12 protein-coding genes and 1 riboswitch are annotated in these 12,420 nt (G+C 70.7%); of the genes, 6 read left to right on the top strand and 6 right to left on the bottom strand.

From position 1 onward, the window contains the following. Positions 1–204: 204 nt before the first annotated feature. On the top strand, positions 205–984 hold the full coding sequence (locus tag AQJ27_RS13040; protein ID WP_067366766.1) for a DUF3050 domain-containing protein: 780 nt from the start codon (positions 205–207) through the stop codon (positions 982–984). Positions 985–1,088: 104 nt separating this feature from the next. Here AQJ27_RS13040 and AQJ27_RS13035 read toward each other — a convergent pair whose 3' ends face one another. Together AQJ27_RS13035 and AQJ27_RS13030 are read right to left on the bottom strand one after the other, a co-directional pair. Next, on the bottom strand, positions 1,089–1,547 hold the full coding sequence (locus AQJ27_RS13035) for a hypothetical protein (RefSeq protein WP_067366763.1): 459 nt from the start codon (positions 1,545–1,547) through the stop codon (positions 1,089–1,091). Between the two features lie 285 nt (positions 1,548–1,832). Continuing rightward, positions 1,833–2,672: a DMT family transporter gene (locus AQJ27_RS13030; RefSeq protein ID WP_067366760.1), complete on the bottom strand. Its 840-nt coding sequence runs from the start codon at positions 2,670–2,672 to the stop codon at positions 1,833–1,835. A 135-nt stretch (positions 2,673–2,807) separates the two neighbouring features. Here AQJ27_RS13030 and AQJ27_RS13025 point away from each other — a divergent pair, with 135 nt between their 5' ends. Both AQJ27_RS13025 and AQJ27_RS13020 read left to right on the top strand, forming a co-directional pair. Beyond that, complete coding sequence (locus AQJ27_RS13025) at positions 2,808–3,191, top strand: hypothetical protein (RefSeq protein ID WP_067366756.1); 384 nt, start codon at positions 2,808–2,810, stop codon at positions 3,189–3,191. Between the two features lie 71 nt (positions 3,192–3,262). Continuing rightward, positions 3,263–4,450: a glutathionylspermidine synthase family protein gene (locus tag AQJ27_RS13020; protein WP_067366753.1), complete on the top strand. Its 1,188-nt coding sequence runs from the start codon at positions 3,263–3,265 to the stop codon at positions 4,448–4,450. A gap of 34 nt (positions 4,451–4,484) precedes the next feature. Here the strand turns inward: AQJ27_RS13020 and rocD are convergent, their stop codons facing one another. Further along, a complete protein-coding gene (gene rocD / locus AQJ27_RS13015) occupies positions 4,485–5,693 on the bottom strand; it encodes an ornithine--oxo-acid transaminase (protein WP_067366750.1) in 1,209 nt (402 codons plus the stop codon). A gap of 124 nt (positions 5,694–5,817) precedes the next feature. Beyond that, positions 5,818–5,904: riboswitch (ZMP/ZTP riboswitch) on the top strand. Here rocD and AQJ27_RS13010 point away from each other — a divergent pair. After that, complete coding sequence (locus AQJ27_RS13010) at positions 5,886–7,382, top strand: glycine hydroxymethyltransferase (protein WP_079064946.1); 1,497 nt, start codon at positions 5,886–5,888, stop codon at positions 7,380–7,382. It overlaps the preceding riboswitch by 19 nt. Before the next feature lie 13 nt (positions 7,383–7,395). On the opposite strand, the gene AQJ27_RS13005 is transcribed toward AQJ27_RS13010, so the two are convergent. Continuing rightward, positions 7,396–8,064: a hypothetical protein gene (locus AQJ27_RS13005; protein WP_235613767.1), complete on the bottom strand. Its 669-nt coding sequence runs from the start codon at positions 8,062–8,064 to the stop codon at positions 7,396–7,398. A 140-nt stretch (positions 8,065–8,204) separates the two neighbouring features. On the opposite strand from AQJ27_RS13005, the gene trpS reads away from it, so the two are divergent. Next, positions 8,205–9,218, top strand: a complete 1,014-nt coding sequence (gene trpS / locus AQJ27_RS13000; protein ID WP_067367829.1) for a tryptophan--tRNA ligase — start codon at positions 8,205–8,207, stop codon at positions 9,216–9,218. Positions 9,219–9,417: 199 nt separating this feature from the next. Continuing rightward, positions 9,418–10,002: a 2'-5' RNA ligase family protein gene (locus AQJ27_RS12995; RefSeq protein WP_067366740.1), complete on the top strand. Its 585-nt coding sequence runs from the start codon at positions 9,418–9,420 to the stop codon at positions 10,000–10,002. Positions 10,003–10,074: 72 nt separating this feature from the next. Here AQJ27_RS12995 and dprE2 read toward each other — a convergent pair whose 3' ends face one another. After that, a complete protein-coding gene (gene dprE2 / locus AQJ27_RS12990) occupies positions 10,075–10,830 on the bottom strand; it encodes a decaprenylphospho-beta-D-erythro-pentofuranosid-2-ulose 2-reductase (protein ID WP_067366737.1) in 756 nt (251 codons plus the stop codon). 77 nt (positions 10,831–10,907) lie between these two features. Next, on the bottom strand, positions 10,908–12,299 hold the full coding sequence (dprE1, locus tag AQJ27_RS12985; protein WP_067366734.1) for a decaprenylphosphoryl-beta-D-ribose oxidase: 1,392 nt from the start codon (positions 12,297–12,299) through the stop codon (positions 10,908–10,910). Between the last annotated feature and the right edge of the window lie 121 nt (positions 12,300–12,420).

Below are 12,420 nucleotides of genomic sequence, written 5' to 3'. Positions count from 1 at the left end.
CGTTCAAATCTTCAACGAAGTTTCTTGAGTGTCTGAATCGTGACCGTTTGTTTACCTTTTGGTTATCTTGACATCTTCTGTCGAGTGATACTCCGGGTAACTCTCCGGTAATTCCAGAAAGTGCTTGCGAGACCCTTCGATAAAGCTGCACGATCGCCATCCACCGCGCACTGTGGCCCCTATCCGCCCCCAAGAGGAGATCCCATGTCCAGGTACGACTGGAATATGAACCACGAGGGAATCGAGCGGGCGCGTTCCGTGATCGAACCCGCTCGGAAGGAGGTCACCACCCACCCGATTTACCAGCGGATAAACAGCAGGGAGGACATGGCGACGTTCATGTCGCACCATGTGTTCGCGGTATGGGACTTCATGTCGCTCCTGAAGTCCCTCCAACGGGAACTGACCTGCGTCGACGTCCCCTGGGTGCCGCGCGGCACGGAGGTGAGCCGACGCCTGATCAACGACATCGTCCTGGTCGAGGAGAGCGACGAACTGAACGGCGGCTTCACCAGCCACTTCGAGCTGTACCGCGCGGGCATGACCGAGGCGGACGCCGACGCGACCAGGGTCGACACCTTCCTCGCCCTGGTCGCCGAGGGCCACGACCTGCCCTCGACGCTCCGCGTCGCCCAAGTCCCGGCCCCCGCCGCCGAGTTCGTCCGCACCACCTTCGAGATCATCTCGGACCGGCCGCTGCACTGCCGGGCGGCCGCGTTCGCCTTCTCCCGGGAGGACCTCATCCCCGACATGTTCGACCAGGTCATCAAGAAGGAGGGCACCGACCGCTTCCCGCTCTTCCGCGACTACCTGGCCCGACATATCGAGGTCGACGGCGAGGAACACACCCCCATGGCCATGCAGATGGTGGCCGACCTCTGCGGCACGGACGACACACGCTGGCAGGAGGCGGTCGAAACGGCGACGCTGGCCCTCGAGGCGAGGGTGCGGTTGTGGGACGGGATCGTGGAGGCGATGGCCTGAGGCCCCGGACAACGGTTGTGCCCCCGACCGGGGGCGGGGGCGCAGGTGGTGAGGACGGGAGCGGGGGGGGGTAGGCCGGGACCCGAACTCGCTGAAGCGCTCGGTCAGCGCCCCGTAAGCCAGTCCGCCAGGTCGTAGACCGCACGACAGTAGGGATCGTGGGCGTTCTTCCGCATGCGCTCCAACTCCTCCGTTTCCAGGAGGGTCGGAAGTAGGGCGTGCGTTCCTGTCACGCCGACCACAACAGAGCCTTCATCGTCTCGGAGGGGAAGGTCGATACCGATCGGCGGAGTGTCCCGTGATGTGGGGGTGTCCAGGTAGAGGCGACACGTTGCCTGGTCGAGAAGCAGGAAGCCGCGCAGGCGCAGCTCCGCGGGCTCGTCAGGCTCTGCTGGAACGGCGAAGGCCGCCACTGCGGCCTGCAGTGCGTCCGAGAGGTGGAACCGCGGCCGGCCGACGAAGTCGTGGACAGCGGCGGAGGCGTCGATCACGGGGATCCCGAAGGCGTCGCGCGACTCCTCCCCGGCCTCGCGTTCGGGGTGGTCGGCCAGTACGTTCCGCAAGGCGGCCGCGAGGTCCCCTGGCGGGATGTTCGCGCCGTATGCGTCCGGAGCGGCAGGTCGAAGGCGACGGACGTGTCCAGTTGCTGCCCGTCCCACAGAACGACCCGGCCGACGCCGCGTCGATCCGGGGCATTCACGACTCCACGCACAAGCCGAACTTCCTGCTCGATCGTGAACGCCGTGACGCGGCCCAGCATTTCCTGTGCCAGCTGCGCATGCAGATCGGACAGACCCGCGTCGTCCCACGTCACCTTGGCAGTAAGAGGAACTCCCCGGCCCACCCCGTCACCCCTCCGCCACCGGCTCCTCCACCGGTGCCTCCCCGAACCGTGCCAGGGCCAGCGCGCCCGCCACCGCCACCGCGAACCCCAGCACCGCCAGCCAGGCCAGGCCTTCGCGGGTGCGGTCGCCCAGCCAGATCACCCCCACCAGGGCTGGTCCGACGGTCTCGCCGATGATCAGACCGGCCGTGGCCGTCGTCACCGAGCCGCGCTGCAGCGCCGAGGTCAGCAGGATGAACGCGGCGCCTCCGCCGATGAGCAGCGCGTACGTCGCCGGGTTGGTCAGCAGAGTGGCGGGTGCGAGGTCGTCGATCAGCCGTACCGAGACCTCTACGACCCCGAATCCGAACCCGGCCCCGAGGCCGAGGACCAACGCCCGGCCCCGCCCTGACATCCGCCCGCCCACCAGGCCGAGCAGCAGCACCACCACCGCGGTCCCCAGCATCCAGTACTTCAGCGTCATCGACCCGGCTTCGCTGCCCTCCGTCCCGGACGCCAGCCCGAGCATCGCCAGCCCCGCGCACACCACCCCCACCGCGGCCCACTCCACCCCGCTCAGACGCACATGCAGCAGCCGCGCGGCGACCACCGCCGTCACCGCGAGGCTCGCCGCCAGCGCCGCCCCGACCGCGTAGATGGGGATGGAGCGAAGCGCCGCGATCTGGAGCAGGAAGCCGAGCCCGTCCAGCGCGAGGCCCGCGAGATACCGCCACTGCCGCAGCGCGCGCAGCAGCAGCGCCGCGTCCCCGCCCGAGCCGCCGCTGTCGGCCGCCGCCCGCGCGGCGATCGCCTGCAACACCGTCGCCGTACCGAAACAGACCGCCGCACCAAGCGCGCACACCATTCCAAAGAGCACGAAGCGACTGTAGGCGACGCCGAATCGAAGGGGTCCCCCGCCTGCCTTGCGCAAAGGACCATTAATCTGATCGCCTGCGCCAAGCAAAGCGCGCACGGGGTCACGACAAACGGGGGATCGAAGATGGCGGACACACGACGGCAACTGCGCTCGGGCACGGTCGTACTCGGCGGCATGGGACTCCTCGCGGCGGCCCTCACCGCCTGCTCCTCGGAGCCGGACAAGCGCTGCGTCGACCGCGACAGCTACACCTCGCTCAAGGGCTACAAGGTCATCGCCGACAAGAACTGCAAGACCACCCAGTCCGTCAAGACCACCAAGACCAAGACCACCAAGACCTCGGTCAGCAGCGGCTGGTACTACGGCGGCAAGAAGAAGGGCGGCTGGGTCGACGGCGGTTCCTTCACCAAGGCGAGCAAGGGGTCCGGCAGCAGCACCAGCGGCGGCAGCCACCACTCCGTCGACCGCGGCGGCTTCGGCAGCGGCAAGGGCAGCTCCGGCGGCTGAGCGACGCGACACCACGTCACCGCACCCGTAGCCGTAGGCCGCGCGCCCAGCACCGATCGGACCCGTACGCCATGGAACGCCGCACCATCGAGCCCCGCGCCGGCTGGCAGCAGACCGTCGAGCAACAGGGCCTCATCTACCCCCTGACCCGCTACCCGGACGACTCCCTGCGCCCCTACTGGGACGAGAGCGCGTACTACGCCTTCTCGCTCCCGGAGGTGGAGGCGCTGGAGGAGGTCGTCGAGGAACTGCACCGCATGTGCCTGGCGGCGGCCGAGCACATCGTCACGGAGAACCGATTCGCCGACCTCGGCATCACCGACCCGCGCGTCGTGCGGGCGGTCGCCGAGGCCTGGCGGCGCCGCGGCGAACTCCCCTCCGTCTACGGCCGTTTCGACCTGCGCTACGACGGCACGGGCCCCGCCAAGATGCTGGAGTACAACGCCGACACCCCGACCTCCCTCGTCGAGGCGGCGAGCCCACAGTGGTTCTGGATGGAGGACCGTTTCCCCGGCGCCGACCAGTGGAACTCCCTCCACGAACGCCTCGTCGCCGCCTGGAAGAAGCAGGCCGCCCTCCTCCCGCCGGGCAGCCCCCTCTACTTCGCGCACTCCGCCGACGACGAACTCGGCGAGGACCTGATGACCGTCGCGTACCTGAAGGAGACGGCGGAGCAGGCGGGCCTCGACACCGACTGGATCTCGGTGGAGGAGATCGGCTGGGACCCCCTCTCCGGCCGCTTCGTCGACAACCAGCTCCGTTTCATCCGCAGCTGCTTCAAGCTCTACCCCTGGGAGTGGCTCACCACCGACCGCTTCGCCGACCACGTCCTGGACACCCTCGACAACGGCGGCGGTACGGGCACGACCCTGTGGATCGAGCCCGCCTGGAAGATGCTCCTCAGCAACAAGGCCCTCCTCGCCGTGCTCTGGGAGCTGTACCCGGGCCACCCCAACCTCCTGCCCGCCCACCTCGACGGGCCCCGGGAGCTGGCCACCACCCAGGGGTACGTCGCCAAGCCGCTCCTCGGCCGCGAGGGCGCCGGGGTGACGGTGCACGCGCCGGGCGCCGCCCCCGTCGTACGCGAGGACGAGCTCTGCTGCTACCAGGAACTGGCCCCCCTTCCCTCCTTCGACGGCAACCATGTCGTCCTCGGTGCGTGGGTCGTGGACGGCGAGTCGGCGGGGCTCGGCATCCGCGAGTCGTCCGGGCTGGTCACGGACGAGTACGCCCGCTTTTTGCCCCACGTGATCCTCTAGCCAGGGCCTGTCCGGCCGGACAGGCCCTGCGCGCTCAGTCGGCGCCCAGCACCGCACGCAGCTGAGCCAGCCCCCAGTCCAGGTCCTCCTTGCTGATGACCAGCGGCGGGGCGATCCGGACCGTGACCCCGTGGGTGTCCTTGACCAGGACACCCCGGTCCATCAGCCGCTCGGAGATCTCGCGTCCCGTGCCGTACGCGGGGGCGATGTCGACGCCCGCCCACAGCCCCCGCCCGCGCACCGCCGTGACATGCCCCGTGCCCGTCAGCAGCCCCAGCTCCCGGTGCAGGTGGTCACCCAGTTCCGCGGCGCGCCGCTGGTACTCGCCCGAGCGCAGCATCGCGATCACCTCGAGCGCCACCGCGCAGGCCAGCGGGTTCCCGCCGAACGTCGACCCGTGCTCACCGGGCCGGAACACCCCGAGCACCTCTCTGCTCGACACCACCGCCGACACCGGCACGACCCCGCCCCCGAGCGCCTTGCCCAGTACGTACATGTCCGGCACCACGCCCTCGTGCTCGCACGCGAAGGTGCGGCCCGTGCGACCCAGCCCGGACTGGATCTCGTCCGCGACGAAGAGGACGTTCCGCTCCCGCGTCAGGTCCCGCACCCCGGCGAGGTAGCCGGGCGGCGGCACCAGCACGCCCGCCTCGCCCTGGATCGGCTCCAGCAGCACCGCGACCGTCTCCTCGGTGACCGCCGCCCGCAGCGCGGCCAGATCCCCGTACGGCACGATGTCGAAGCCCGGCGTGAACGGCCCGAAGTCCGTCCGCGCCTCCGCGTCCGTGGAGAAGCTGATGAGCGTCGTCGTACGGCCGTGGAAGTTGTCGCTCGCCACGACGATCCTCGCCCGGCCGTCGGGGACCCCCTTGACGCGGTAGCCCCACTTCCTGGCCGTCTTCACGGCGGTCTCCACCGCCTCCGCACCCGTGTTCATCGGCAGCACCATCTCCATGCCGCACAGCTGTGCGAGCTGAGCGCAGAAGTCGGCGAACCGGTCGTGGTGGAAGGCCCGCGAGGTCAGCGTCACCCGCTCCAGCTGCGCCTTCGCCGCGTCGAGCAGCCGCCGGTTGCCGTGGCCGAAGTTCAGCGCCGAGTAGCCGGCCAGCAGGTCGAGGAAACGGCGGCCCTCGACGTCCGTCATCCAGGCCCCGTCCGCCGTCGCCACGACGACCGGCAGCGGGTGGTAGTTGTGCGCGCTGTGCGCGTCGGCCGAGGCGATGAGTCGTTCGGTGGTGGTCACGGAATCTCCGTTTCCTGCAGCCCAGGGATCGCTGCCGCACGGGGGTCTGGCTCGTGGCTCCCTTCTTATCGTCGCTCGCATGGTGGACGACGGAACCCGGCGATCCGGCGCGCCCGGTAGGCTGGCGACGGGCCGTGACTGGCGCGCTGGGATGGGATCGACCATCGGGGAGCGGCCCACGAACTGTGTGCCGTGCGCCTGGGCCGACCCGTGAACGCTGAACGCCACGTCCGGAGGCCGTCAATGCCCGAGCCCCTTTCCACCGAGTCCACCGCCTTCCGCAGCGCCCTCGACGTGATCCGGGCCGTGGAGCCCCGCGTCGCCGACGCCATCGGTCAGGAAATCGCCGACCAGCGCGACATGCTCAAGCTGATCGCGTCGGAGAACTACGCCTCCCCGGCCACCCTGCTGGCCATGGGCAACTGGTTCAGCGACAAGTACGCCGAGGGCACCGTCGGCCGCCGCTTCTACGCCGGCTGCCGCAACGTCGACACCGTCGAGGCCCTCGCCGCCGAGCACGCCCGCGAGCTCTTCGGCGCCGAGCACGCCTACGCCCAGCCGCACTCCGGCATCGACGCCAACCTGGTCGCCTTCTGGGCCGTCCTCGCCGCCCGCGTCGAGGCCCCGGCCCTCGCGAAGGCCGGCGTCCGCAATGTCAACGACCTCTCCGACGCCGACTGGGCCGAGCTGCGCCAGGCCTTCGGCAACCAGCGCATGCTCGGCATGTCCCTGGACGCGGGCGGCCACCTCACCCACGGCTTCCGCCCGAACATCTCCGGCAAGATGTTCGACCAGCGGTCGTACGGCACCGACCCGGCCACCGGCCTCATCGACTACGAGGCGCTGCGGACGTCGGCCCGTGAGTTCAAGCCGCTGATCATCGTCGCCGGCTACTCCGCCTACCCCCGCCTGGTGAACTTCCGGATCATGCGGGAGATCGCCGACGAGGTCGGCGCGACCCTGATGGTCGACATGGCGCACTTCGCCGGTCTGGTCGCGGGCAAGGTCCTCACCGGCGACTTCGACCCCGTCCCGCACGCCCAGATCGTCACCACCACCACGCACAAGTCGCTGCGCGGCCCGCGCGGCGGCATGGTCCTGTGCGACGAGAGCCTCGCCGAGCAGGTCGACCGCGGCTGCCCGATGGTCCTCGGCGGCCCCCTGCCGCACGTCATGGCCGCCAAGGCCGTCGCGCTCGCCGAGGCCCGCCGCCCCGAGTTCCGCGACTACGCCCAGGCCGTCGTCGACAACGCCCGCGCCCTCGCCGAGGGCCTGATGCGGCGCGGCGCCACCCTGGTCACCGGCGGCACGGACAACCACCTCAACCTGATCGACGTCGCGTCCTCCTACGGCCTCACCGGCCGCCAGGCCGAGTCCGCGCTGCTCGACTCGGGCATCGTCACCAACCGCAACGCCATCCCCGCCGACCCGAACGGCGCCTGGTACACCTCCGGCATCCGCATCGGCACGCCCGCGCTGACCACCCGTGGTCTGGGCGCCACCGAGATGGACGAGATCGCCGGTCTCATCGACCGCGTCCTCACCGCCGCCGAGCCCGGCACCACCGCCAAGGGCGCTCCGTCCAAGGCCCAGCACGTCCTGGACCCGAAGATCTCCGACGAGATCTCCCACCGCGCCACCGACCTGCTGGCCCCGTTCCCGCTCTACCCGGAGATCGACCTCGGCTGACCCACCTCCCGGTTCAGAGGTCGATCAGCTCCTGTCGTGGTTCCCGCGGCGGTCCGGCGCCATCTCGCCGGGCCGTCGCGCGGCGTACGAGGAAGGCGCCGCCCGCCCCGAGGAGCAGACCCGCGCCCAGCCCGGGCAGTACCCATCGCGCACGCTCCTCGGCACCCCGTTTCGAGCCCGGTGCGCTTGCCGCGGCGTGGAGCAGCCTCCCCCGCTCGACCAGCCGCTCGTACACCGAGCGCGACGCGCGGTGCCAGCGGATGTCGTCGTCCACCACGTCGGGCGAGGGGTCCGTGCGCACCCAGGGCGTGCCGTCCGCGGCCAGGAACAGCTGGTCCTGGCGCCCCATGGCGACATCGCCCCCCGGCGCGCTGTCGGTCTGCGGCCAGCCCCCGACCCCGCTCAGCCCCCACATCACGGTGGCCCGTACCGGCGGGAAGTCGCCCGCCGTCCACGCGTCCGGCACCCGTACCGTCCCCATGTAGGTGGGAGACATCAGGTCCCACAGCCGTGTGAAGTCCCGCTCCCCGGAGTGCAGCGTGGTCGTGCGCCCCGTGCCGCCCTCGATGACCAGGGCCATGTCCGGCCCCCTGTGCCCCGCGGCCGGTGCGAAAGCCCCCGCCGGGTGCGCCGCCAGCACGGCGAGCACCACACCCGAGAACACCGCGATCCCCGATCTCACCCGTCCGCCTCGGCCCGCCATGCGTGTCCCCCGTCCGCCCCCAGCACGTGCCTCGAGTATCCGCCCGGGTCCTCCTTCCGGGGAGAGCTCTGTTCCCACCTGTTCCCGAGCTCCCGGGCGCACCTGAGAGAATGGTGAACATGGCCTCTGAACGTCCCCGCGTGCTCTCCGGAATCCAGCCCACAGCAGGCTCGTTCCACCTCGGCAACTACCTCGGCGCCGTCCGCCAGTGGGTGGCCCTGCAGGAGTCCCACGACGCCTTCTACATGGTTGTCGACCTGCACGCGATCACCGTTCCGCAGGACCCGGCGGACCTGCGCGCGAACACCCGGCTCGCCACCGCGCAGCTGCTCGCCGCCGGTCTCGACGCGGACCGCTGCACGCTCTTCGTGCAGAGCCATGTCCCGGAGCACGCCCAGCTCGCCTGGATCATGAACTGCCTCACCGGCTTCGGCGAGGCCTCCCGCATGACCCAGTTCAAGGACAAGTCCGCCAAGCAGGGCTCGGACCGTGCGTCCGTCGGCCTGTTCACGTACCCGATCCTCCAGGTCGCCGACATCCTGCTGTACCAGGCGAACGAGGTCCCGGTCGGCGAGGACCAGCGCCAGCACGTCGAGCTCACCCGCGACCTCGCCGAGCGCTTCAACGGCCGCTTCGGCGAGACCTTCACGATCCCGAAGCCGTACATCCTCAAGGAAACGGCGAAGATCTACGACCTCCAGGACCCGTCGATCAAGATGAGCAAGTCGGCGTCCACGCCGAAGGGCCTCATCAACCTGCTCGACGAGCCGAAGACCACCGCCAAGAAGGTCAAGAGCGCGGTCACCGACACGGACACCGTCATCAGGTATGACAGCGAGCACAAACCGGGTATCAGCAATCTGCTGACCATCTACTCGACCCTCACCGGTACCGGTATCGCGGAACTGGAGGAGAACTACGCGGGCAAGGGCTACGGTGCGCTCAAGACGGACCTCGCCGAGGTCATGGTCGACTTCGTGACCCCGTTCCGGGAGCGCACCCAGCAGTACCTGGACGACCCGGAGACGCTCGACTCGATCCTGGCCAAGGGAGCCGAGAAGGCGCGCGCCGTCGCCGCGGAGACGCTCGCGCAGGCGTACGACCGGGTGGGCTTCCTGCCCGCCAAGCACTGAGGCGTACGACCGCACACACGTACCACGGGGCAGAGCGCTGCACATCACTACGGCTGCGCCTGCCCACAACGCAGCCGTGGCCTTACAGTCGATAGCCGGACGGCTGAGTACGAACCCAGACAACGCGCCCGGCGACGCGAAGGACAACGCAACCGGTGACGCGACCGACGACGCACCGGACACGACGACAGGAGACGACGTGGGGACCGTAACGATCGGCGTGTCGATCGCGGTCCCGGAGCCTTACGGCAGCCTGCTCCAGGAGCGGCGCGCGGGCTTCGGCGACCCCGCGGCTTGTGGCATCCCCACGCACGTCACCCTGCTGCCGCCGACGGAGGTCCACGCCGCCGACCTGCCGGCCGTCGAGGCGCACCTGACCGCGGTCGCCGTGGCCGGCCGGCCCTTCCCGATGCGGCTGTCGGGCACCGGCACCTTCCGGCCCCTGTCACCGGTGGTGTTCGTGAAGGTCGTCCAGGGCGCCGAGGCCTGCGCCTGGCTCCAGCAGCGGGTCCGTGACGCCTCCGGTCCCGTGGCGCGTGAACTGCAGTTCCCGTACCACCCGCACGTCACGGTGGCGCACGGCATCGACGACGCGGCGATGGACCGCGCGTTCCATGAACTCGCCGACTACGACGCCGAGTGGCCCTGCACGGGGTTCGCGCTCTACGAACAGGGCCCCGACAGTGTGTGGCGCAAGCTCCGGGAGTTCGCCTTCGGCGGATCCGTGGTGCCACCGCAGGCGGGCCATGTGGACGTGGAGCGCGGCACCATCGCCAGCCGCTAGCAGCGGTCGAGCCGGACAGCCTCCTCGGTAGAGCCGGACAGCCCCGGTAGAGACCGGACAGCCGCCGTCGAGCTAGATCGGCAGGCGGCGGAACACCGCTCGCGGTACGTGCCGCAGCACCGCCATCACCAGCCGCAGCGCCCCCGGCACCCACACCGTCTCCGAGCGCCGTCGCAGCCCCACCTCGACCGCCGTCGCGACCGCCTCCGGCGTGGTGGCCAGGGGTCCCTCCGCGCGCCCCGCGGTCATCTTCGTACGGACGAACCCCGGGCGTACGACCATCACGTGGACGCCGGTGCCGTGCAGCGCGTCGCCCAGACCCTGGGCGAAGGCGTCCAGGCCCGCCTTGCTCGACCCGTAGATGAAGTTGGAGCGGCGGGCGCGCTCGCCCGCGACCGAGGAGAGCACCACCAGGGAGCCGTGCCCCTGTGTCTGGAGGGCCCGCGCGCACACCAGCAGGGCCGACACCGCGCCCGTGTAGTTGGTCTGCGCGATCCGGGCGGCGGCCACCGGCTCCCGCTCGTCCCGGGCCTGGTCGCCGAGGACCCCGAAGGCGAGCAGCACCATGTCGAGGTCGCCCTCGGTGAAGACCTTGCCGAGGACCGTCTCGTGGGACTCGGGGTCGAGCGCGTCGAAGGCGAGGGTACGGACGTCCGCGCCCAGTGCGCGCAGGTGCTCGGCGTCGCGCTCCAGGGCCGGCGAGGGCCGTCCGGCGAGCCACACCGTGCGGGTGCGCCGGGCGATCAGACGGCGCGCCGTGGCCAGCGCGATCTCGGACGTGCCGCCCAGGATCAGCAGGGACTGGGGGGCTCCGAAGGCGTCCTTCATGACAACTCCTAGAGGGGTGAGGAGGCGGGACGGTCGACCGGTTCTGGAGGCCGGGGCGGCGGGACGGTCGACCGGTTCTAGAGGTCGAGGCGGCGGGACAGGTCGGAGGTGAACACCCCGCGCGGGTCCAACTCGGCTCGCAGTTCCCGGAATTCGGTCAGCCGTGGATACATGTCGGCCAGCAGTTCCGGCCGCAGCCGCGCGTCCTTCGCCAGGTACACGCGTCCGCCCGCCCCGGCCACCTCCTCGTCCAGCTCGTCGAGGAAGGCGCCGAGGCGCGGCAGGTTCGCGGGGATGTCCAGGGCCAGGGTCCAGCCCGGCATCGGGAAGGAGAGCCAGCCCGGATCGCCCTCGCCGAAACGCTTCAGGACGGCGAGGAAGGACGGGCACCGGCGTTCGGCGATGCGCCGCACGATGCGCCGCAGGGCCTCCTCCCGCCCGTGCCCGACGACGAACTGGTACTGCACGAACCCACCGCGCCCGTAGATCCGGTTCCAGTGCGGCACCCCGTCGAGCGGGTGGAAGAAGGCCGGGATCCGCTGGAGCTCACCGGTACGCGCGCGAGGTGCCTTCCGGTACCAGAGCTCATTGAAGAGGCCCACCGTTCCGCGGCCGAGCAGCCCCTCCGGCACGAAGGCGGGCGCGGACGGGAACCGCGGTGGGCGGAACGCCAGCGGGCGCCGGCGCGCGCGTGGGGGGAGCGCGTCCAGGGGGGCGTGTTCCCCGCGGGTGAGCACCGAGCGTCCCGTCGAGCGGCCGCGCGCGAGCAGGTCGATCCAGGCGACCGAGTAGCGGTAGCGGTGGTCCGTGGCGGTGAGACGGGCCATCAGGTCGTCCAGGTCCGCCGTGCGTTCGGTGTCGACGGACATCAGCGAGGTCTCGACGGGCTGGAGCCGGACGGTCGCCGTGAGGATCACCCCGGTCAGGCCCATGCCGCCCGCGGTGGCGTCGAAGAGGGGGGTGCCCCGGCCCACCGTGCGGATCGCGCCGTCCGCGGTCAGCAGCTCGAAGGAGAGGACATGGCGGGCGAACGAGCCGGACACATGGTGGTTCTTGCCGTGGATGTCCGCGCCGATCGCGCCGCCGACGGTCACCTGGCGGGTCCCGGGCGTGACCGGCACGAACCAGCCGAGCGGGAGCAGGACCTCCATCAGCCGGTGCAGGCTCACGCCCGCGTCGCAGAGCACGGTCCCGCCGTCGACGTCGATCGCGTGGACACGGTCGAGGCCGGTCATGTCGAGCACGGCCCCGCCCGCGTTCTGCGCCGCGTCCCCGTACGCCCGCCCCAGGCCCCGGGCGATGCCTCCGCGGACCCCGCAGGCGCGGACGGCCGCCGCCGCCTCCTCGTAGGTACGCGGACGGACCACACGGGCGGTGGTCGGGGCGGTGCGGCCCCAGCCCGTGACGGAGACGGGTTCGGCCGGGTCGGAGGCGGATCCGTCCGGGTCGGAGGCGGTGTCGGCAGGCATGACCGTGACCGTATCGGCGAAAAAGGTGCATAAAGCCCTCACCTCTCCCGTCTTCGCGGCTCCTCACCGAAATGGGTGATTAATGGGATGTCGTACAAGATTTCCGTAATTCTGCGGCCAC

Source organism: Streptomyces olivochromogenes (assembly GCF_001514115.1).
In the GTDB taxonomy this organism is placed as follows: Bacteria; Actinomycetota; Actinomycetes; order Streptomycetales; family Streptomycetaceae; genus Streptomyces; species Streptomyces olivochromogenes.
Note: the sequence above shows the minus strand (reverse complement) of the source record. Positions and strands in the feature narration are given on the sequence as shown.

Excerpts from the sequence above, each read along its gene's own strand:
- AQJ27_RS13040 (WP_067366766.1), top strand. The coding sequence starts at position 205 with ATGTCCAGGTACGACTGGAATATGAACCACGAGGGAATCGAGCGGGCG.
- AQJ27_RS13030 (WP_067366760.1), bottom strand. The coding sequence starts at position 2,672 with ATGGTGTGCGCGCTTGGTGCGGCGGTCTGTTTCGGTACGGCGACGGTG.
- AQJ27_RS13025 (WP_067366756.1), top strand. The coding sequence starts at position 2,808 with ATGGCGGACACACGACGGCAACTGCGCTCGGGCACGGTCGTACTCGGC.
- AQJ27_RS13020 (WP_067366753.1), top strand. The coding sequence starts at position 3,263 with ATGGAACGCCGCACCATCGAGCCCCGCGCCGGCTGGCAGCAGACCGTC.
- trpS (WP_067367829.1), top strand. The coding sequence starts at position 8,205 with ATGGCCTCTGAACGTCCCCGCGTGCTCTCCGGAATCCAGCCCACAGCA.
- dprE2 (WP_067366737.1), bottom strand. The coding sequence starts at position 10,830 with ATGAAGGACGCCTTCGGAGCCCCCCAGTCCCTGCTGATCCTGGGCGGC.
- dprE1 (WP_067366734.1), bottom strand. The coding sequence starts at position 12,299 with ATGCCTGCCGACACCGCCTCCGACCCGGACGGATCCGCCTCCGACCCG.